This window comes from Sphingomonas sp. Leaf28 (assembly GCF_001421685.1).
Lineage (GTDB): Bacteria > Pseudomonadota > Alphaproteobacteria > Sphingomonadales > Sphingomonadaceae > Sphingomonas > Sphingomonas aurantiaca.
This window is the reverse complement of sequence record NZ_LMKX01000001.1, coordinates 1,220,662-1,241,777: the sequence shown is the minus strand read 5'-3', so window position 1 is coordinate 1,241,777 and position 21,116 is coordinate 1,220,662. Positions and strand designations below refer to the sequence as shown.

Annotated in this window: 20 protein-coding genes; 7 read left to right on the top strand and 13 right to left on the bottom strand. The window is 66.8% G+C overall.

Features of this window, described 5'->3' with window-relative positions; all coding sequences use genetic code 11:
• Window positions 1-30 precede the first annotated feature (30 nt).
• Window positions 31-2,004, bottom strand: a complete 1,974-nt coding sequence (locus ASE79_RS05710) for an alpha/beta hydrolase family protein (protein WP_235516759.1) — start codon at window positions 2,002-2,004, stop codon at window positions 31-33.
• Window positions 2,005-2,167: 163 nt separating this feature from the next.
• Here ASE79_RS05710 and ASE79_RS05705 point away from each other — a divergent pair, with 163 nt between their 5' ends.
• A complete protein-coding gene (locus ASE79_RS05705; protein WP_056412825.1) occupies window positions 2,168-3,805 on the top strand; it encodes a M28 family peptidase in 1,638 nt (545 codons plus the stop codon).
• Window positions 3,806-4,783, top strand: coding sequence for an agmatine deiminase family protein (locus ASE79_RS05700; RefSeq protein ID WP_056412822.1), 978 nt, complete (start codon window positions 3,806-3,808; stop codon window positions 4,781-4,783).
• Window positions 4,784-5,044: 261 nt separating this feature from the next.
• Here the strand turns inward: ASE79_RS05700 and ASE79_RS05695 are convergent, their stop codons facing one another.
• The 11 genes from ASE79_RS05695 to coxB all read right to left on the bottom strand — a co-directional run bounded on the left by ASE79_RS05695 (window position 5,045) and on the right by coxB (window position 15,798).
• The gene (locus ASE79_RS05695; RefSeq protein ID WP_056412819.1) at window positions 5,045-5,914 is read right to left on the bottom strand and encodes a class I SAM-dependent methyltransferase; all 870 of its coding nucleotides are present in this window, start codon (window positions 5,912-5,914) and stop codon (window positions 5,045-5,047) included.
• A complete protein-coding gene (thrC, locus tag ASE79_RS05690) occupies window positions 5,911-7,311 on the bottom strand; it encodes a threonine synthase (RefSeq protein ID WP_056412816.1) in 1,401 nt (466 codons plus the stop codon). The genes ASE79_RS05695 and thrC overlap by 4 nt, the downstream gene beginning before the upstream one ends.
• A 10-nt stretch (window positions 7,312-7,321) precedes the next feature.
• On the bottom strand, window positions 7,322-7,957 hold the full coding sequence (locus ASE79_RS05685) for an SURF1 family cytochrome oxidase biogenesis protein (RefSeq protein WP_323755138.1): 636 nt from the start codon (window positions 7,955-7,957) through the stop codon (window positions 7,322-7,324).
• Entirely contained in the window at window positions 7,954-8,337 is a 384-nt protein-coding gene (locus tag ASE79_RS05680; RefSeq protein ID WP_056412813.1) for a DUF983 domain-containing protein, read from the bottom strand. Before ASE79_RS05680 ends, ASE79_RS05685 begins: the two co-directional genes overlap by 4 nt.
• Window positions 8,338-8,527: 190 nt before the next feature.
• The gene (locus tag ASE79_RS05675) at window positions 8,528-9,454 is read right to left on the bottom strand and encodes a cytochrome c oxidase subunit 3 (protein WP_056412812.1); all 927 of its coding nucleotides are present in this window, start codon (window positions 9,452-9,454) and stop codon (window positions 8,528-8,530) included.
• A 29-nt stretch (window positions 9,455-9,483) separates the two neighbouring features.
• On the bottom strand, window positions 9,484-10,035 hold the full coding sequence (locus ASE79_RS05670; RefSeq protein ID WP_056412810.1) for a cytochrome c oxidase assembly protein: 552 nt from the start codon (window positions 10,033-10,035) through the stop codon (window positions 9,484-9,486).
• Window positions 10,035-10,181 carry a hypothetical protein gene (locus tag ASE79_RS21380; RefSeq protein ID WP_165391695.1) on the bottom strand — a complete coding sequence of 49 codons (147 nt, stop codon included), beginning with the start codon at window positions 10,179-10,181 and terminating at the stop codon, window positions 10,035-10,037. Before ASE79_RS21380 ends, ASE79_RS05670 begins: the two co-directional genes overlap by 1 nt.
• Complete coding sequence (locus ASE79_RS05665; protein WP_056412806.1) at window positions 10,178-11,077, bottom strand: heme o synthase; 900 nt, start codon at window positions 11,075-11,077, stop codon at window positions 10,178-10,180. The genes ASE79_RS21380 and ASE79_RS05665 overlap by 4 nt, the downstream gene beginning before the upstream one ends.
• 60 nt (window positions 11,078-11,137) lie before the next feature.
• Window positions 11,138-12,580 (bottom strand): hypothetical protein, encoded by a 1,443-nt coding sequence (locus ASE79_RS05660; RefSeq protein WP_056412802.1) that lies wholly within the window; start codon window positions 12,578-12,580, stop codon window positions 11,138-11,140.
• 400 nt (window positions 12,581-12,980) lie between these two features.
• Window positions 12,981-14,645: a cytochrome c oxidase subunit I gene (ctaD, locus tag ASE79_RS05655; RefSeq protein WP_056412799.1), complete on the bottom strand. Its 1,665-nt coding sequence runs from the start codon at window positions 14,643-14,645 to the stop codon at window positions 12,981-12,983.
• Between the two features lies 1 nt (window position 14,646).
• Complete coding sequence (coxB, locus tag ASE79_RS05650; RefSeq protein WP_235516758.1) at window positions 14,647-15,798, bottom strand: cytochrome c oxidase subunit II; 1,152 nt, start codon at window positions 15,796-15,798, stop codon at window positions 14,647-14,649.
• A gap of 231 nt (window positions 15,799-16,029) precedes the next feature.
• On the opposite strand from coxB, the gene pyrE reads away from it, so the two are divergent.
• The 5 genes from pyrE to ASE79_RS05625 all read left to right on the top strand — a co-directional run bounded on the left by pyrE (window position 16,030) and on the right by ASE79_RS05625 (window position 19,955).
• Window positions 16,030-16,614 carry an orotate phosphoribosyltransferase gene (gene pyrE, locus ASE79_RS05645; protein WP_056412795.1) on the top strand — a complete coding sequence of 195 codons (585 nt, stop codon included), beginning with the start codon at window positions 16,030-16,032 and terminating at the stop codon, window positions 16,612-16,614.
• The gene (locus ASE79_RS05640) at window positions 16,611-17,351 is read left to right on the top strand and encodes a pyridoxine 5'-phosphate synthase (RefSeq protein WP_056412790.1); all 741 of its coding nucleotides are present in this window, start codon (window positions 16,611-16,613) and stop codon (window positions 17,349-17,351) included. The genes pyrE and ASE79_RS05640 overlap by 4 nt, the downstream gene beginning before the upstream one ends.
• Window positions 17,352-17,486: 135 nt before the next feature.
• Window positions 17,487-17,912: a holo-ACP synthase gene (gene acpS / locus ASE79_RS05635; RefSeq protein WP_056412788.1), complete on the top strand. Its 426-nt coding sequence runs from the start codon at window positions 17,487-17,489 to the stop codon at window positions 17,910-17,912.
• Window positions 17,913-17,923: 11 nt separating this feature from the next.
• Window positions 17,924-18,892, top strand: a complete 969-nt coding sequence (gene lepB, locus ASE79_RS05630; protein ID WP_235516757.1) for a signal peptidase I — start codon at window positions 17,924-17,926, stop codon at window positions 18,890-18,892.
• Between the two features lies 1 nt (window position 18,893).
• The gene (locus tag ASE79_RS05625; RefSeq protein WP_056412782.1) at window positions 18,894-19,955 is read left to right on the top strand and encodes an AI-2E family transporter; all 1,062 of its coding nucleotides are present in this window, start codon (window positions 18,894-18,896) and stop codon (window positions 19,953-19,955) included.
• Here ASE79_RS05625 and ASE79_RS05620 read toward each other — a convergent pair.
• A complete protein-coding gene (locus ASE79_RS05620) occupies window positions 19,945-21,009 on the bottom strand; it encodes a glycosyltransferase (RefSeq protein ID WP_056412780.1) in 1,065 nt (354 codons plus the stop codon). The two genes, ASE79_RS05625 and ASE79_RS05620, sit on opposite strands and share 11 nt — an antisense overlap.
• Between the last annotated feature and the right edge of the window lie 107 nt (window positions 21,010-21,116).

Sequence of the window (21,116 nt, the reverse complement as noted above, 5' to 3'; positions counted from 1 at the left end):
GGGCGGTCCCGATGGGGCCGCCCTTTTTCGTTACATCTTCATCGCCGTCCGCAGGAACGTATCGGCGCGGTCGAGCAGGTCGGTCCGCGCGGTGTCGTCTTCCAGCTGGTGGTCGAGCCCCTTATACTCGACGAACTGAACCGATTTGCCTGCCCCCTTCAGGCGTGACGCCATCAACCGGCTTTCGGCAATCGACACGTTCTGGTCGCGATCCCCGTGGAACAGCAGCACGGGCGCCACGAAGCGATCGGCGTGCCGGGCCGGTGAGCCTTCCTCGGCGGTGACCCGCGTCCCGAACGTCTCGTCCAGCGATTGTGGCGTCGAATCACCTTTCCACTCCTGACGCAACAGGTCGAAATCGGTCACGGGTGCGACTGCGACGATCGCCTTGAACAAGGTCGGATCGACAGTTCCAGACTGGAGTGCCGCATAGCCACCATAGGACCAGCCGACGATCGCCAGCTTGGCGGGATCGGCGATCCCCTGCTTGACGAGCCACCGCCCGCCATCGTCGATGTCGCCGACCGCAGTCTTCCACGATCGGAATCCGTTCTGCTGGAACCAGCTGTCGCCATAGCCGGTCGAGCCGCGATAATTGGGCTGCAGCACGGCATAGCCGCGATGGGCGAAGAACTGCGACAGCCAGTCGAAATTCCATTCGTCGCGCGCCCAGGGGCCACCATGTGGCAGGACGATGGTCGGAAGGTTCTTGCCGTCGCTACCCGGCGGTAGGGTCAGATATCCCGGCACCATCGTCCCGTCGCCGGCGGGAAAGCTGACCGGCTTGACCTGCGCCAGCTTGACGTCGGTAAGCTGCGGGCGGATCGGGAGAATCTCGGCAAGCTTCTTGGTCGTCTTGTCGAACAGGTAGAAGCGGCCCGGATCGGTATCGGCATTCGCGAACATGACCAGCTTCTGCTCGTCCGCGCTCGCATCGACGAAGCTCGTCAGCGGCGCGCCCGGCAGTGCCTTCGACAGCGAGGCGGCGAACTGCTTGAGGGGCGGATCGAACATCGCGGTCGCGCGCTTGTCGGTGACCCAGCTGGCGCCGACGACGCGGTCCTGGCGGCCGATCTGGACCAGCTCGTCGACGTCCGCGTCGGGGCGAGAAAAGACGAGTTTCTTGGTCATGCTGCCGTCGAGCGCGATGCTGTACACCCCAGTGCGTCCGCCTGTCGCGTCGAGACCGTAGACGACGTCCAAATCGGGATCGACGGCCTGGGGTACGAACCCGCTCGAACGGCCGCCGGAGGTCGTCACCGTCGACAGCGGCAGCCATTCACGGCTAGCCTTCCGGCGATAAAGAAAGTCGTAGCGGCCCGCATTCTGCCCCAGCGTCGTCGTTGGGCGGCGCACCATGATGCGGACCACCCCGCGTCCGTCGGTGACATAGCCTGCGACGCCACCGCGCGGCGCTTCCACCATCGCGCGCGACAGGGTAGTTGTATCGACGCGCTCGACCATCAGCCCCTCGCGGGTTTGGCCGGTTATGCGTCCGGTCGTGACCTCGGGAACGGCCAAGCGCTGCATCAGCACGGTGCCGTCGCCCTTCTCGCCCAGCCAGTCGATCACGCCACCGCCGCCGAGCGCAATGCCGAGCGAATATTCGTTGCCGCGCGCGCTCAGCAGCTTCTGGTCGCTGCCGTCTGCATTGATCGAGAAGAGGCGGGTATAGCCGTAATAGGACGTGCCGATCATATCGATCACGTACAGCCCGCAAACCAATCGCGTATTGGTCGACCAGCGGCAATAGCGCAGCCGCTCCGGGTTTCCGCTCGTCGTCAGGATTGGCTTCATGCCCTTGCCATCGTCGAGACGGACGATCGACAGCACGGCGCCGCGGCCCGCAGTTGGCTGGATCACCGCCAGTGCCTTGCCGTCCGGTGAAATCGTGACGCCCGTCACATTGTCCCGCGCACCGAATTGCCGCGCCGCATCGCTTGGTGCGGCGTCGGCGGGCACAGTAGCCAGGCTTGTCGCCGCCGCCAGCATCAACGCCGGCATCGCCCATGATCCTATCGTCACGAAACCCCCTGATTCCCCGTATCCGGTCGATAGTATCCGACCCGCGCGCGCTGGCAATCGGTGTATATCGGAAATGGATCGTGTTCGTGGACAAGCGCTAAACCGGGTGCGAAAAGAGCGGCGCCAACCGATTGGAGCATAGATGCGTCCCCTGATACTTGCTGCCCTGCTGTTGCCTTTCCCGCTTGCCGCCCAGGGCGGGCCCGCGCCGACGATCTCAGTCGAGACGCTCAAGACCGTCACGCAGGTGCTGTCGTCGGATGCGTATGAAGGCCGCGCGCCGACCACGCCTGCGGAGGCGAAGACCGTCGCCTATATCGTCGAGCGGATGAAGGCGGCGGGGCTGAAGCCGGGTAACAAGGGCACGTGGACGCAGGACGTACCGATGGTGGAGATCACGGCGGGCAACGTCGCGCCGTTCAGCTTCACCGGTGGCACGGCGCCCGTCAGCCTCGCCTATCGCACCGACATGGTCGCGGGCACCTACCGCGTGGCGCCCAAGTCCGCCGTGGCGAACAGCGACGTCGTGTTCGTCGGCTACGGGATCACCGCGCCCGAAAAGGGCTGGGACGATTATGCGGGCGTCGACGTGGAGGGGAAGACCGTCGTCATCCTCATCAACGACGCCGACTGGCAGACGATGTCGCGCGAGGGGCCGTTCGAGGGCCGCGCGATGACCTGGTATGGCCGCTGGCCGTACAAGTTCGAGAACGCCGCCAAGCACGGCGCGGCGGCGGCGATCATCGTCCATGATACCGAGCCGGCGGCCTATCCGTGGGCGGTGGTGCAGTCGTCCTGGACCGGGCCGCAGCTCGAGCTGGACGAGAAGGGCGATCATCTCGACCAGTCGCAGATCGTCGGCTGGATGCAGAAGGCGGCCGCCGAGCGCGTTTTCGCGAGCGCGGGCAAGGACTATGCGACGCTGGCCGCGGCGGCGAAGGTGAAGGGGTTCAAGGCGGTGCCGCTCGGGCTGAAGTTCGGCGGCGGGTTCACGAACACGATCAAGCGCCAGGCCTCGAAGAACGTCATTGGCGTGTTGCCGGGCACGACTGCTCCCAACGATTACGTGCTGTATTCGGCGCATTGGGATCATCTCGGGCGCTGCGACGGGGTCGATGGCGATGACATCTGCAACGGCGCAGCGGACAACGCGACGGGTATCGCCGGGCTGGTCGCGCTGGCCGAGGCGCAGGTGAAGGCGGGGCCGGCCAAGCGCTCGATCGCGTTCCTCGCGGTGACGGCGGAGGAATCGGGGCTGCTCGGCTCGCGCTATTATGCCGAGCATCCGATCTATCCGCTGGCGCACACCGTGGGCGGCGTGAACATGGACGTGCTCAACGTCGACGGGCGCGCGAAGGATTTCGTGCTGGCCGGCGCGGGCAAGTCGGAGATCGAGGATCTGGTGAAGCCGTTCGTCGCCGCCGAGGGCCGCGTGATCGGGGTCGAGGCGAACCCGGAACGCGGCGGCTATTACCGGTCGGATCATTTCAGCTTTGCCAAGCTGGGCGTGCCGATGCTCGACGGGGGCAGCGGCGAGGATCTGGTCGTCGGTGGGACGGCGGCGGGGCATGCCGCGCGCGAGGACTATGTCGCGCACCGCTATCACAAGCCCGCGGACGAATATGACGCGAAGTGGGACTGGTCGGGCGCGGTCGAGGATCTGGGGATCTATTACGGTCTCGGGCGCAAGCTCGCGGACGATACCAGTCTGTGGCCGAACTGGTATAAGAGCGCCGAATTCCGCGGCATTCGTGACCGCGATCGCGCAGGAGCCAAGTAAGTGACCACGACTACCGCCGTCTCGACCCCGGCCGAATGGGCGCATCACAAGGCCGTCTGGATCGGCTTTCCGAGCCATGCGGACCTGTGGCTCGACGATCTGGAACCCGCGCGCGACGAGGTCGTCGCGTTCGCCAGGGCGGTGCATGCCGAGGGCCGGGGCGAGACGGTGATCCTCGTCGCAGCGGACGTCGGGTCGGCGACCACCGCCAAGCGGCTCGCGCCGTTCGCGGAGGTGGTGGTCGAGCCGTTCGGCGACATCTGGCTGCGCGACACCGCCCCGATCATCGTCGCCGACGGCAGCGCGCGCGACTTCCAGTTCAACGGCTGGGGCGGAAAATACGACCTGCCCGGTGACGACACGATCGGGCAGCGGCTGGCGGCGAGCCGGCACAAGCAGGTCGAGGCGTGTGCGTGGGTGCTCGAAGGGGGCGCGATCGATGGCGACGGCACCGGGACGGTCGTCACGACGGCGCAGTGCCTGCTCAACCGCAACCGTAATCCGTCGCTGAGCAAGGCGGAGATCGAGGCGCGGCTGGCGTCTGACCTCGGCTATACCCGCGTCGTCTGGCTGGGCGACGGGTTGGTAAACGATCATACCGACGGGCATGTCGACAACCTCGCGCGGTTCGTGGGCGAGGGGCGCGTGGCGATCCCGCAGGCGGCCGACAACGATCCAAACTGGCAGGTGTACCAGAATGCCGCGCGTGATGCTGCGGCAGCCGGGCTGACGGTCGTGACGATCCCGTCGCCGGGCCGCGTGCTGCGCGACGAGGAGGTCGTGCCGGCGAGCTACATGAACTTCTATATCGGCAATGCCGCGGTGGTGGTGCCGTTGTACGGCGCCGAGAACGACCAGGCGGCGGTCGTAGCGATCCAGGCGCTGTTCCCGGACCGCGAGGTCGTCGGGCAGCGCGCGGATCATATCCTGACGGGCGGCGGGAGCTTCCACTGCATCTCGCAGCAGATTCCCGGCTGACGCCTTGTCGTGTTCCCCCGCGAAGGCGGGGGCCCAGGGTTGCAAGCGGTGTCGTTTCTGGCGCCTGGCCCCCTGCCTTCGCGGGGGGAACGGCAGCCAACTTGCGTCTTACCTTCCCACAAACCTCCACCCCGGCGGAGGCCGGGGTCCAGTTGGAAAGGTCGCAGTAACGTCGCGTAGCGCGTCGTCAGCAACGTCTCCCAACTGGACCCCGGCCTTCGCCGGGGTGGTTAAGATGCCGTGGGAGGTCGCACGCGGAAGCTAGCGGCTCCAGCGGGCCCAGATTGCGGTGGGGAGCGTCAACCCGCGCGCTTCCTCGCGGACGCCCAACTCACCGACTTCAACCTTGCCGGGCAAATCCGCGAACACCTGGTTGAGCAGCTCGCCGATCGCCAGCGCGGACATCCGCACTGCGTAGACCGTCAGGAACAGGAACCGCGAATTCTCGTCGAGCAGCTTGCGGCAATCGGCGATCAGCTTCGGCAGATCTTCCTCGAGACGCCACACCTCACCCTCCGGCCCGCGACCATATTTGGGCGGATCGAGCAGGATGCCGTCATACCGCCGCCCCCGCCGAACCTCGCGCGCGACGAACTTCGCCGCGTCGTCGGTCATCCAGCGGATCGGCGCGTCGGCCATGCCCGAGAGCTTGGCGTTGGCCTTGGCCGCCTCGACCGACTTTTTCGAGGCATCGACGTGCACCATCCGGACGCCCTTGGTCGCCATCGCGAGCGTGCCGACGCCGGTATAGCCGAACAGGTTCATGCACTCGGGCGAGTCGAGCCCCGCCACGCGTTCGCGCATCCAGCTCCACACCGGTGCCATGTCGGGGAAGAAGCCGAGATGGCGGAACGGGGTGGTCTGCGCGGTGTAGGACACCTCGTTCCACTTGAGCGTCCAGCCCTCGCGGGGAACGGGTTCGGCGAATTCCCAGCGGCCGCCGCCATCCTCGTCGGAGCCGGGGACGAATTCCCCCTGTGCCTTCCAGTCGGTCGAGGCGGGCGCCCACATCGCCTGCGGTTCGGGGCGGATGAAGCGGAAACGGCCATAGCGTTCGAGCTTCTTGCCGTGCCCTGAATCGATCAGGCCGTAATCCGCCCAGGGTTCGCCGATAAGTGTGTGCAGCTTCATGCCGACGGCCTCGCCCGCTCGGTGATATAGGCGATGATCGCGTCGAACGTGGCGGGGAGCGTCGCGTAGCGTTCCTCGCGGTCGAACAGGTCGCCGACGCGGGCGGGGAGCGAGGGCCGCACGCCCGTCGCGCGCTCTACTGCGTCGCCGAACTTGGCGGGATGCGCCGTCGCGAGCGTCACGATGGGAACGCCCGCCGGCACGTCGAGGCGCAGCGCCGCGGCGAGGCCGATCGCGGTGTGCGGGTCGATCACCTGCCCCGCATGCTCATGCGCCCAGCGCATCGCGAGCGTCATGTCGTCGAGGTCGACACGGTCGCTCTGGAAGAGCGCCGCGGCCCCTTCGGACTGCGCGTTGGTGAGGCGCATCGCACCCGAGGATTCGAAGCCGGCCATTTGCGTCGCCAAAGCCGCGCCGTCACGGCTGCCGAGATCGAACAACAGGCGTTCGAAGTTGGAGCTGACCTGGATATCCATCGACGGGGTCGGGGTCTGCTGGACGCCGCCCTTCGAATAATCGCCGGTGCTGAGCGCGCGGTGAAGGATATCGTTGACGTTGGTCGCGACGACCAGCTTGGCGACGGGGAGGCCCATCTGCGCCGCGACATAGCCTGCGAACACGTCGCCGAAGTTGCCCGTGGGGACTGCGAACGCCACCTCGCGATCCGGCGCGCCGAGGCGGACCGCGGCGTAGAAGAAATACACCACCTGCGCCATCAGCCGGGCCCAGTTGATCGAGTTCACCGCCGAGAGCGCAAACTTGGTCGAGAAGGCGCGGTCGTTGAACATCGCTTTCACTAGCGCCTGCGCGTCGTCGAAGCTGCCTTCGATCGCGATGTTGTAGACGTTGGGGCTGAGCACCGTGGTCATCTGGCGGCGCTGCACATCGGAGATGCGGCCGACGGGGTGGAGCATGAAGATGTCGATGCCCTCGCGCCCCGCGACCGCGTCGATCGCGGCCGAGCCGGTGTCGCCGCTGGTCGCGCCGACGATCGTCAGGCGCTTGGTCGTGCCCGCGAGGAAGCGTTCGAAGAAGAGCCCGAGCAGCTGGAGCGCGACGTCCTTGAACGCGAGCGTCGGGCCGTGGAACAGCTCGAGCAGCCACTGGTCGTGGTCGAGCTGGACGAGCGGCACGACCGCGGCGTGCGAGAAGCGGCCATAGGCCTGCTCACAGAGCGCCTTCAGCTCGTCGCGCGTCATCGCGTCGCCGACGAACGGCGCCATCACCGCGACCGCGGTGTCGACATAGGAGAGTCCGGCGAGCGCCGCGATTTCGTCGCGGGTCATTGTCGGCCAGGCCTCGGGCAAATACAGCCCGCCGTCGGAGGCGAGGCCGGCGAGCGTCGCGGCTTCGAAATCGAGGACGGGGGCGGAACCGCGGGTGCTGATGTAACGCATGGCCAGCCGGTTAGCGGGACGAGGCTTTCGACACAAGGTTGCGCCGCTTGGCTATCGCAAGGACATAAATGATCGCGGCGATGGCGGCGAAGAAGAACCACTGGCCCGCGTACGCGAGGTGGTTGTTCGGGACCGAGGCGATGTCGGGCCGGCCGTTGGGTGAAAGGCCCGCGTGTGGCGTGTCCGCGACCAGCATCAAGCGCTGCGGGGTATGATCGAACAGCGATCCGATCAGCGAGCGGCCGTCGGGCGCGTGGCTGATGAACCCGGAGACTTGGCCGCCGGTCCAGACGATCTTAGCCATTGGATCGCGCGTGGTGCCGAGCTGGACGATCATGCCGGGCCCTTCGGCGCCGGTCCGGCACTGCGCGATCGCGCGGAAGCCGGATTTGCCCGCGCCGGCGAGCGTGATGGCGGTCGGCTGGAGGCAGAGGCCGGACGCGCGGCGGAAGAGGAGCGTCTCGTCGGGAAGGCGCGGGAACGCCATCGGCGGCTTGGCGGGGTTGGCGGCGAGCTGCGCGAGGAACGCCTCCTTTTTCGGGAGGCGGTCGAGAAGTTGCCACAGGCCGAGGCCGATCATCGCCGCGATCGCGAGCGTGACGAGGATGGTCGGGATGACGGGAATGCGCGGCGAGGGACGGGTCACGGTTCGATTTTGCCCTCGCGCGCGGCGTTGCGATATTCGGCGGACATCAGCGCACCCTTTGCGGCGCGGAGCGACAAGATCACGCCGCCCGCGGTGAAGGGGATCCAGATCAGCATGTGCAGCCACAGCGGCGGATGAACCTTGAGTTCCAGCGTGATCGCGAGCGCGACGACGACCGCGCCGAGGATCAGCGTCAGGAACGCGGCGGGGCCGTCGCCGACGTTGAACTTGCTGAAGTCCAGGCCGCAGTTCGGGCAGCGGTCGGCGAAGTTGGACCATTTCGCGAAGAGGGTTGGCTTGCCGCAGCGCGGGCACAGCCCCTTGAGCGCGACCTGCGCGATCGTGGGGGCGGTGGCGAGCGGGTAGGGGTCTTCGGTCATGGGTTCAGCCTAAGGATGGGACCGTTGGCTCGTCCTGTTGCGGTACCGAAACATGCCGCCACCCCGGCGAAGGCCGGGGCCCAGTTGGGAGACGTTGCTAAGGGAGGGCAGCGCTTCGTTACTGCGACCTCGCCAACTGGGCCCCGGCCTTCGCCGGAGTGGTGCCTAACGGGATGTGTCCCGTAGACGCTCAACCGCCGTGGACGGGGGCGCCCCAGCCGCCCCAGACATAGACGGTGACGAACAGGAACAGCCACACGACGTCGACGAAATGCCAGTACCACGCAGCCGCCTCGAAGCCGAAATGCTGGCGCGGGGTGAAGTCGCCGCGATAGGCGCGGACGAGGCAGACGATCAGGAAGATCGTGCCGATCAGAACATGGAAGCCGTGGAAGCCGGTCGCCATGAAGAACGCCGCGCCATAGTTGATTCCCTTGAACGGGAACGGCGCGTGGACGTACTCATACGCCTGGATCGAGCTGAACAGCACGCCAAGGATCACCGTCAGCCACAGCCCCTTGAGAACGCCATCGCGGTTGCCGACGCCGATCATCCCCCAGATCCCGGTCTTCTCGCCGCCGCGCTGGTTGTGGATCAGCGCATGGTGCGCCCAGGTCACGGTGGTGCCCGAGGTGAGCAGGATCAGCGTGTTGAGCAGCGGCAGCTCGAACGGGTTGATAACCGTCAGGCCCTTGGGTGGCCACTGCGCGATCATCGCCGCACCGCCTTCGACCGCGCGCGTGACGCTGCCATCGGCATAGGTCATCGCGGTCGGGAACAGCGAGAAGTCAAAGAAGGCCCAGAACCAGCCGACGAAGAACATCACCTCGGAGGCGATGAACAGGATCATGCCGTAGCGGAAGTGGAGCTGGACGACCGGGGTATGATCGCCGTCGTGCGCTTCCTTGATGACCTGCGCCCACCAGCTGTAGAAGGTGAACAGCAGCCCCGCGAGGCCGATGAAGAAGATCCAGCCGCCGCCATTGGGCTTGTCGATATGGCCGCCGTGCATCCACATGATGCCGCCGACCGCCATGATCAGCGCGGACATCGATCCGACCAACGGCCAAACGCTGGGTGGCAGGATATGATAATCGTGGTTCTTAGCGCCGGCCATGGAACTCCCCTATTCTCTTTGCGCCCGTCCTAGCTTGCGTTTTTCGCGGAATCCACCGGGTAAAACGTATAGCTTAGCGTGATCGTCTGGATGTCTGCCGCGTCCGGATCGCTCAGGATCTTCGGATCGACGAAAAAGATCACCGGCATCCGCGCGGTCTCGCCGGGCTTGAGCGTCTGCTGCGTGAAGCAGAAACACTGGATCTTGGTGAAATACTTGCCCGCCTGCGCAGGCTGGACGTTGAACGTCGCGGTGCCGGTGAGCGGTTTGGTCGAGGTGTTCGTGGCGGTGAAGAACGCCATGTCGCGCGCACCGATCGCGATCGTGTCCGAGCGATTCTCGGGGGTGAACTTCCAAGGCAGCTTGGGGCTGACATTGGTGTCGAAATCTACCCGGATCTGGTGATCGACCGCGCCGGGGGCGACCAGTCCGCGCTGCGTGGTGCCGTTGAGACCGGTGACCGAACAGAACAGGCGGTAGAGCGGCACGCTCGCCCAGGCGAGCCCGGTCATGAAACAGATGAAGAGCACCGCGAGCGCCGCGGTGCGATTGGTGCGCGACATGGCCTTCCAGCCGGCCATCAGTGCGGCATGCCCGCGCGGATCTTGGCGATCGAGACGGCGAAGATCAGGATGACGAACGCGCCGAGCAACAGCGCCATCACGCGCGCACGCCCACGTTGGCGGCTGCGGATCAGGTCGGCCTGGTTGGGCTCCAGGGGCGTCATGCGAACCACCGGTCGACGACCAGAGCGCCGAACATCACGAACAGGTACAGGATCGAGTATCTAAACAAGGCCTTCTCCGGTTTCATCGCATCGTCGGCATGCGTGGTACGTTTGGCGACACGGACGGCGAGCAGCGCGAACCAGCCGGTCAGCAGCACCGCTGCGATGCCGTAGATCGGCCCCGTCAGCCCGAGCGGCCAGGGCAGGATCGCGACCGCGGCCATTGGGATCGTGTAGAGCCCGATCTGCGTCCGCGTGGTGCGCTCTCCCGAGACGACCGGGAGCATCGGCACGCCAGCGGCGGCGTAATCGCTCTTCATGAACAGCGCGAGCGCCCAGAAATGCGGGGGCGTCCACAGGAACACGAACAGGAACAGCAGCACGGGTAGCAGCGCGACGTCGCCGGTCGCCGCGGCCCAGCCGATCAGCGGCGGGAACGCGCCCGCGGCACCGCCGATGACGATGTTCTGCGGCGTGCGGCGCTTGAGCCAGACGGTGTACACCAGCACGTAGAACAGGATCGAGACGGTCAGGATCGCGGCCGCGACAAGGTTCACCGCGACGCCCATGAACAGCACCGAGAACGCGCCGAGCCCGACGCCGAAATGGAGTGCAGCCTGGCGGTCCATACGGCCATCGGGAAGCGGACGCTTCGCGGTGCGACGCATCACGGCGTCGATATCCGATTCATACCACTGGTTGAGCGCGCCGGCGGCGCCTGCGCCGAGCGCAATGCACAGGATCGCGGTGAAGCCGATCACCGGATGTACGTCGACAGGCGCGGCGAGCATGCCGCACAGACCGGTGAAGACGACGAGCGTCATCACGCGCGGCTTCGTCAACGCAAGGAAATCGCGCCAATGCGCCGGTGGAAGAAGGGGGGTGGCAGGAGTCATGGTTCGGGTACGCTATACGCGTTTGCGGCGTGGTGCGCAAAGCTTCCGCATGTCCGGCGGTTAGCGCGCCGACTTGACGCGGTGGATCACCGCGACGTTGTCGGCATAGATGCGCTGCCACGCAGGATCGCGGTCGAGCATGCGGACCAGCGGCGAGCGTGGCGGCAGGATCGTCCAGCCGAAATGCCAGCGCGCGTTCGCCGCGCGCCAGCGCGTCGTGTCGCCGCCGGCTATCGCGAAATAGTCGAGCGTGAACGGGTCGCCGTACATGTCCGAGCGGCCGTCGATATAGGGTCGGATGCCGGCGAGGATCAGCGACCCGCCGAAGCTGTATTCGTTGAACACGCGCTGGCGGCGCAGCGGCGGCGGTACATGGCGAAGCGCCTTGATGGGAACGCCCGCGCTGTCGGCGCGCACCACCGGCAGGGCGACTCGGTAGCCGGCGAGGCCGATCGCGAGCAGCAGGATGACGACGCCGATCGACCGGCTTGCACGCTGAGGCGTTGCCGAAGGGGCGGTCTTCGCGGTCCAGGCTTTGCCGAGCGGTTCTGCCAGGACGAGGATGCCGACGACCACGAGGACGATCTCCTGCCGGGTATGCTGCAGAGCGAGGTGCAGGACGCCGAGCATCAGGAGCAGGCGGATCGGCGGAATGCGTACCGGTCGCAGGAGAAGGACCGCGAGCGTGGCGAGCAGGATCGCCTCGAACCCGGAGAAGGTCGCGAAGTCCGCGGGTTGCCACTCGTTGAGATGCGCGAGCAGTTTAAGGCGATCGACGTAGAACGGGAAGACGAGACCGTCGATGCCGGCAGGGGTGACGGTCGCGGCGACGGCGCAAGCCACGCCGAACGCGCCCCAGCCGAGCACGACGCGGCGACGGTCGGACGGCGCGGCCGCGATCAGTGCTTCGAGCGCGAACACGCCGACGAGCGCGAGGCCGAACACGAAGCTGCCATGCGCGTTCGCCCAGACCAGCATAAGCAGCGCGAAACCGAACGGCGGCGCCCTGCCGCGTTCGCGGGCGTGCAACAGGACGATCAGCCACGCGGCGAGGATCGGTAGCGCGAGGATGTGCGGGCGGGCCAGCAGCGACGGGAGCAGGCCGGTGATCAGCATCAGCAGCGCGACGATACTGGCGCGCGGGCTCAGCCAGCGGCGGATCTCGTACGCGACGAGCGCGAACAGGGTGGCCATCGCGGTGCCGATCAGGCCGCTCCAGCCGGCGACGCGATAGCTCGCATACATGGCCAGTTCGGACAGCCATTCGTGCGCGACCCAGAGGCGGCCGGCGGCGGTGAACGAGAAGGGGTCGGTGGTCGGGACGCGTCCGTGCGCGACGATCCACGCGCCGGTCGCGAGATGCCAGCCGGTATCGCCGTCGCGAAGCGCGGTCGGCACGATGATCGTGAACGCGAAGGCGGCGAAGGCGGCGAGCAGCGCGAAGGTCGCGCGCGGCATGCCGGGCGGTGCGTCGGGACGGACGGGGGGTGGCGCGCTCGGCATCGAGCCGGGGGTAGGGCGATTGTCCTTTGGAATGGTGAATGGCGGATGCCCGATGGCCGATGGCCGATGGTCTCAGACACACACCGTCACCCCAGCGAAAGCTGGGGTCTCCCGTTTGACGCGGGGCGGGAGTCCCAGGCGGAGATCCCAGCTTTCGCTGGGATGACAGACTTTGGGGCGCCTGCTTCCTTGTTCTCCCGCGAAGGCGGGAGCCCAGTCTTGGTTCCCGCCTTCGCGGGGAACCAAGATGAGACCTGGACGGGTTGTTCAACAAAAAACGCCCCGGGTTTCCCCGAGGCGTTCTCTTTCCTGGCTGGCCCCGACACGGGAGCAAGTCCCGTGTCGTCGGACGCGGCGTTGCCGCGCCGGCCGGGCGGGGGCTTGAGGGCCCTTGTCCGCCTCAGTCGATCTTCGGCAGCGTCTCGAACTGGTGGTACGGCGGCGGCGAGGAGATCGTCCACTCCAGCGTCGTCGCGCCATCGCCCCAGGGGTTGTCGCCCGCCGGCTTACCCGCGATCATCGACCAGATCAGGTTGACGAAGAAGATCACCATGCCCGCGGCCATGATCATGTAGCCGACCGAAGCAACAGTGTTCCAATGCTCATACTGCGGCGTGTAGTCCGGGATACGGCGCGGCATTCCCTGGAGCCCGAGGAAGTGCATCGGGAAGAACATCACGTTCACGCCGATGAAGAACACCCAGAAGTGCAGCTGGCCGAGGAACTCGTTGTACATCTTGCCCGACATTTTCGGGAACCAGTAATAGAAGCCCGCAAACAGCGAGAAGACTGCGCCCAGCGACAGCACATAGTGGAAATGCGCCACCACGTAGTAGGTGTCCTGCATGTAATCGTCGATGCCGCCATTCGCGAGCACGACGCCGGTCACGCCGCCGACGGTGAACATGAAGATGAAGCCGATCGACCACACCATCGGCGTCTTGAAGGTAAGCGAGCCGCCCCACATCGTCGCGATCCATGAGAAGATCTTGATGCCGGTCGGCACCGCGATGACCATCGTCGCGGCGGTGAAGTACATCTTGGTGTTCACCGACAGGCCGGTGGTGAACATGTGGTGCGCCCACACGACGAAGCCAACGACGCCGATCGCGACCATGGCATAGGCCATGCCGAGATAGCCGAAGACGGGCTTGCGGCTGAACGTCGAGATGATCTGGCTGACGATGCCGAAGCCCGGCAGGATCATGATGTAGACTTCGGGATGGCCGAAGAACCAGAACAGATGCTGGTAGAGGACGGGGTCGCCGCCGCCGGCCGGATCGAAGAACGTCGTGCCGAAGTTGCGATCGGTCAGCAGCATCGTGATCGCGGCCGCGAGGACCGGGAGCGCGAGCAGCAGCAGGAACGCGGTGACGAGCATCGACCACACGAACAGCGGCATCTTGTGCAGCGTCATGCCGGGCGCGCGCATGTTGAAGATCGTGGTGATGAAGTTGATCGCGCCGAGGATCGACGACGCACCCGCGAGATGGAGCGCGAGGATCGCCATGTCGGTCGACGGTCCGGGCTCGCCGTATGTCGAGAGCGGGGCGTAGAGCGTCCAGCCATTACCGGCGCCGCCGAAGAACGGCGAGGCGAGCAGCAGCGTGAAGGCGGGGATCAGCAGCCAGAACGACACGTTGTTCATGCGCGGGAACGCCATGTCGGGCGCACCGATCATGATCGGCACGAACCAGTTGCCGAACCCACCGACCATCGCCGGCATGACCATGAAGAACACCATGATCAGCCCGTGTGCGGTGATGAGCACGTTCCAGAGATGGAGCGATTCATCAAGGCTGGCAGGGCCGCCATGGAGCATCGAGGCCCAGCCCTGGAGATACTGGATGCCGGGATGCGCGAGCTCGGCGCGCATCAGCCCCGAGACCGAGCCGCCGATGATCCCCGCGACGATCGCGAAGATCAGGTAGAGCGTGCCGATGTCCTTGTGGTTGGTCGACATGAACCAACGCGCGAAGAAGCCCGGCTTGTGATCGGTATCGTGATGATGGTCGTGCGCGTCGTGCGAGACGAACGCCGACGGGTTGAGAGCAGTGTCGGTCATCTTACTGTCCCGCGTTGCCGGCGCCGGCCGGGTTTGAGGTGGCGCCCTGCGTCGTCGCGGGGGCTGCGGTGGTGACGTTCTCGACAGGGCCGGTGGCGTTGGCGGTTTCCGCCGCCTCTTCGACCTTGGCCGCGGAGCCGTCTGCGCCGGGCTGCGGGATCACCTTGTCGGAGGCCTTGCCGGGTGTCGGCATCGTGCCGCCCTTGGCGCGGACCCAGGCCGCGTATTCAGCGGGCGGAACGGCCTCGACCGCGATCGGCATATAGCCATGGCGGGCGCCGCACAGTTCCGAACACTGGCCAAAATACAGGCCGGGCTTGTCGATCGTGAAGCTCGTCTCGTTCAGGCGGCCGGGGATCGCGTCGAGCTTGATCCAGAACGCCGGGACCGCCCAGCTGTGGATCACGTCGTTCGACGTCGTGATCAGGCGGATCGGCACGCCGACGGGGAGGACGATGCGGTTGTCGGTGGCGAGCAGCTTGGGGCCGTCGGCATCGGTGCGCGGGCGCTCGCCGGCGGCGACGTCAGCCTTTTCCTTCAGCATGTTGGCGGTGATCTCGAACCCGCCATTGTCCGGATACTGATAGGTCCAATACCATTGGTTGCCGATCGCCTTGAGCGTGACGGCACCCGACGGCGCGGGCTTGAACTGCGCCTGGAGCAGCCCGATCGAGGGGACTGCGATCAGGACGAGGATGACGACCGGCGCGAGCGTCCAGAGGATCTCGATCGCGGTGTTGTGGCTGGTCTTCGACGCGACCGGGTTGCGCGCCTTGCGATAGCGGAACGACACCCAGAACAGCAGTGCGAGGACGAACAGCGAGATGATCGTGATCGTCGGCACCAGGATCGAATTGTGCATCCAATGCGCGAACTGGCCGTTCTTGGTGACCTGAGGCTGGAGCCCGTACAGACCGTTGGTCGGCTGACCGATCATTGGCTTGACCGTCATTGCCGGCGCACCATCCATCGCCAGCTCGGGGCTGGACGGGTTGGCGGTGGGCGTTGCGGCGGCGGTCGTCGGTGCGATGTTCGAGACACCGCCAGGTGCCGCGGCGGCCTGAGGTGCTGGTGTCGCTGTCGGTGTGCTTGCAGGCTGGGCCGCATGCCCGGCGACACCACCGAGACTCGCCAGTGCGAGCCCCGCTGCCATCGCAAATCCTCTCATCCCCATCTTGCGCATCGTTTTTCTTGACCCCGGTTTATAGCGAACCCGATATCCCGGACGCGCGGATGTCTGCTTATCATTTGGGAAGAGCTATACCCAGCGGGGGGGCTTGCCTCAAGCCTTGTCTAAGCGGTTCAATAATGAACGGGTTCTCGTTGCGTGGTCTCGCGCGCGCTCGTATCAGCGCGCGCAGGCCTTTTGGAGCGATGACCCGCGATGACCGAAGACGACGTGCTCGCCGAATTCCGCGCTGCCGAAGCGTTGCTGGAAGGGCATTTCATCCTGTCCTCGGGGCTGCGCAGTTCGCGCTACCTGCAATGCGCGCGGGTATTGATGGACCCCGCGCGGGGCGCGCGGCTGTCCGAGGCACTGGTCGCGTCGATCCCGGACGCGCTGCGATCGCAGATCGGCGCGGTGGTGTCGCCGGCGATGGGCGGCGTGATCGCGGGGCACGAAATGGCGCGTGCGCTGGGCGTCGAGGCGATGTTCCTCGAGCGGCCCGACGGCGTGTTCGAGCTGCGCCGCGGGTTCCGCCTGGCGCCGGGGCAGAAGGTGCTGATGATGGAGGACGTCGTTACCACCGGGCTCTCGTCGCGCGAGGCGATCGCCGCGATCGGACGCGCTGGCGGCGTGACGGTCGCGGCGGCGGCGTTGGTCGATCGCTCGAACGGCACGGCGGATCTGGGCGTGCCGTTCTTCCCGCTGATCCGGCTCGACGTGCCGACCTATCCCGCGGATGCCTTGCCCACCGAGCTCGCGGCGATCCCGGCGATCAAGCCGGGCAGCAGGGCGGCGGCATGAGCCCCCCCGGTACCGAGCATCTCCGCCTGGGCGTGAACATCGATCACGTCGCCACGGTGCGCAATGCGCGCGGGGCGGGGTATCCCGATCCGGTCCGCGCGGCGCTGGTCGCGGCAGCGGCGGGCGCGGACGGGATCACGGCGCATCTGCGCGAGGATCGCCGGCACATCACCGACGACGACATTGCGCGGTTGTCGGCCGAGCTGGCGATCCCACTCAACCTCGAGATGGCGGCGACCGACGAGATGCTCGGCATCGCGTTGCGGCACAAGCCGCACGCGGCGTGCATCGTGCCCGAGAAGCGCGAGGAGCTGACGACCGAGGGCGGGCTCGACGTCGCCGGGCATTACGACCGGATGGCGCGGCTAGTCGATGTGCTCGCCGGGGCCGGTATTCGCGTGTCGCTCTTCATCGAGCCCGATGCGCGTCAGATCGAGGCGGCGGTGCGGCTCAAGGTGCCGGTGGTCGAACTGCACACCGGCTTGTACGCCGAACTGTCGGGCGAGGCGCGGACGGTGGAGTTGCGGCGGCTGACCGATGCGGCGGCGCTGGCGGCGAAGAACGGCATCGAGGTGCATGCGGGGCACGGGCTCACCTACGACAACGTCGCGCCGATCGCCGCGATCCGGCAGGTTCGGGAGCTGAACATCGGGCATTTCCTGGTGGGTGAGGCGCTGTTTGTCGGGCTTGGCGAGGCGGTTCGGCTGATGCGCGAGGCGATGGATGCGGCGCGCTAATCCTCCCCGGCACGGGGAGGGGGACCATGCGCAGCATGGGGGAGGGGGCCCGCCGCGGGCGTATCGTTCGTGGAGCCCCCCCTCCACCCCGCCGCTTCGCGTCGCGGTCCCCCTCCCCGTACCGGGGAGGATCTCGTGATCATCGGGCTCGGCTCCGACCTGTGTAATATCGAGCGGATTACGGCGTCGCTGGAGCGGTTCGGCGAGCGGTTCGAGGCGCGGGTGTTTACCGATGTCGAGCGCGCCAAGGCGGCGCGGCGGCCGTTCACCAAGGCGGGGACGCTCGCCAAGCGGTTCGCCGCCAAGGAAGCGTTTTCGAAGGCGGTTGGGACGGGGTTTCGCGCGGGCGTGTTCATGCGCGACATCGGCGTCGTCAACGCAGCGAGCGGCGCGCCGACGCTGGCGTTGACCGGGGGCGCCAAAGCGAGGCTTGACGCGCTGACGCCCGAAGGCCACGCCGCACGCGTGCATCTGACGATGACGGATGATCACCCCTGGGCGCAGGCCTTTGTGATCATCGAAGCTATACCTCTGATATCTCAAGTAGATATGAATCGATGAAGGACGCGGCGTTGGACGGCAACGAGTTCCCAGACAAGCCCCTCGCCCAGAAGGCGGCGACGGGCGATACCGTCGCTCCGACGGCCACCGCATCGGACACACCCCGCCGCCGCGGCACCGACTGGTGGGGCGAGGTGAAGGGGATCTTCTGGCTGATCCTGGTCGTGCTCGGCTTTCACAGCTTCATTGCCAAGCCCTTCTATATCCCCAGCGAATCGATGCTGCCGGGGCTTCGGATCGGCGATCGGCTGGTGGTGACCAAGTTCGCCTATGGCTGGTCGTTCGTGTCGCCGACGATCCCCAACCCGGTCGCGATCTTCAAGGGCGTCGTGCTGCGCCAGCAGGAAGACAGCTGGAGCGTGTCGCTGCCGTTCATGCATGGCCGCCTGTTCGGATCGCTGCCGACGCGCGGCGACGTGGTGATCGTGACGCCGCCGGGGACGCATAACGACTATATCAAGCGCGTGATCGGCCTGCCCGGCGACAAGCTCGCCGTCCGCGGCGGGATCGTGTTCCTCAACGGCGTCGCGGTGAAGCGTGGGCCCCTCCACGACACGCTGATCCCGGTCGACACGAACAGCCCGTGCAGCGAGATCGACTATCCCGGCGCGCGCGAGACGCTGCCCGAGAGCCGCCAGATGTGCCGCCTGCCGACCTATACCGAGACGCTGCCCAACGGTCGTCGCTACGAGACGATCGATCTAGAATCGGACAGCCAGGGCGATAATTTCGCGGAAGTGACGATCCCCGCGAACCATGTCTTCCTGATGGGCGACAATCGCGATCGCTCGGCCGACAGTCGGTTCGCGCTGAGCCAGCTTGGGCTCGGCGGGCCGGTGCCGTACGAGAATCTCGGTGGGCGCGCGGAGTTCATCACCTTCAGCCTCGATGGCGATGCGACCTTCAACCCCCTGACCTGGTGGGGATCGCTGCGCTCGGACCGCGCCGGCACGTCGCTGCATCCCGCCAAGGCGAACTGAGATGGCCGATACCAAGACCGTCGATGAACTCAGCCCGGTCGAGATGCGCGATCCGTTCCTGCGCAAGGAACTGAAGCGCGCGATGATCTGGCTCGGGCTCGCCTGCGGAATCGCGCTGCTGATCGTGCTGGTCCAGCCGTTGCTGATCATCTTTGCGGGCGTCGTGTTCGCGGCCCTGCTCGATGGCGGTGTGCGGCTGCTCGGGCGGGTGCTGCCGATCGGACGCGGGTGGCGGTTGCTGATCGTCGTGGTGCTGACGTTCGCGTTCCTGGTGGGCACGTTCATCCTGACCGGCGTGCAGGTGACCGAACAGGTGACGCAGCTGCGCTCGACGCTGGAGATGCAGGCGAACCGCTTCACCGGCTATCTGACGTCGCAGGGGCTGATGCCGGGCGCGTCGGACGTCAACGGGATCGTCAAGGAGGCGCTGGGCTCGGTCGGGCGCGTGACGTCATGGGTCGGCACTGCGATCGGCGCGATCACGAGCATGTTCATGATCCTGATCCTGGGGCTGTTCATCGCGATGGATCCGGGCACCTATTCGCGCGGGCTGCAGTGGATGGTGCCGGTCGACCTGCGCGCCGAATTCGCCAGGACGCTGGTCAAGATGGGCGAGACGTTGCGGCGTCTGCTCGCCGGACGTCTGCTCGGCATGGCGGTCGAGGGTGTCGCGAGCGGGATCGCGCTCGCAATCGGCGGCGTGCCGATGGCGATGCTGCTCGGCATCATTGCCGGTATCCTGGCGTTCATTCCCAATGTCGGCGCGATCGTGACAGGCGTGCTGATGGTCGCGGTTGGGTTCAGCGCGGGCGTCGATACGGGATACTGGGCGATCGGCACGTATCTGATCGTCCAGACGATCGACGGCTATGTGATCGTGCCGATGGTGGCCAAGCGCACCGTCGACCTGCCGCCGGCCCTGACGCTGGGCGCGCAGATCCTGGCGAGTGCGCTGTTCGGGATCTTGGGGCTGGCGCTGGCGGACCCGATGACCGCGATGATCAAGACCGCGCTGGAGCGCCGTTCGGAGCGGGAAGAAGAGAAGCTAGAGGTCACCGCCTGACCAGCTGATCGAACAGCGCGAGGTAGCGGTCGGCGGAATCCGCACCCGGTTGCGGAACCGGGTCTGGTCGCTGCGTGCCAACGTCGAGCCAGGCATCCAATGCCGCGACCAGCGCGGCCGCATCGTCCCGCGCGACGATCGTCCCGCGATCGGGGCGGTCGATGATTTCCGCCACCGCGGTGCTGGAGTCGGTCGAGACGACGGGCGTTCCGACCGACAGCGCCTCGCGCAGCACGCCGGGCACACCTTCATACTCCGACGTCAGCGCCAACACGCACGCCCGCGCCATGACGGGCAGCGGATCGCCGCTGTGACCGAGCAGCAGGACGCGGTCGGCCAGACCGAGCGTGCGGATCTGCGCCTCGATTGCGCCGCGCATCCCCCCTTCGCCGAGGATGACGAGCGGCACAGTCCGGTCCGCCAGCAACGGCAGCGCGGCGATCAGCCGGTCCCAGCGTTTCTGCGGTTCGAGCCGGCCGACGCCGAGAATGTAGCGCGGCGGGAGATCGGGCAGCGCGGCGGGGATCGGCACCGCCGGCGGGTTCGGGATGACGCTGGTCCGCCCGACCATGTGCGTCGCGCGCGCGGCCTCGTCCGCCGTGGCCGGGGTCATCGCGACGAGGTGATCGAGGAAGCGCCCGTGACCCGCGAGCCAGAGCTGGTGCGCGGCGTGCATCGCGCGGCCGTGATCGGCGCGGGCGGGCGCGTTGGACATCTTGGCGACGATCGGCGGGCAATGCCGCCCGAGCCGCAGCCGGGTCCAGGCGGCGATCCCGGTATAGAAATTGCCGGGGCAGAAGATGATGTCGGGCGCGAGACGCCGCACGACACCGGGCACCGCAAGCAACCGCGAGGGCGCGACGATCTCCAGCCCGTCGGGGAGTTCGGCCGCCAGGGGCCCGTCGATCGTCTCGATCGCCAGCGTCACGCGACGCCCCGCCGCCAGCCAGCCGCGCGCGAGGCGCAGCTGCGCGCGCTCGACGCCGCCACCGCGCAGATCCTCCGCATAGGTCATGATGTGCCGTGCGGTCGGCGATCCGATCAGGGCTGACATATCGCGGTCATCATAATGCGCGATGGATAAAGCGGAGATCGCGACCGATTGAAACCGACTTTGCGTGCACCTGTGTTGCCGGGCGGCTATTATGTCCGACCGCCAGC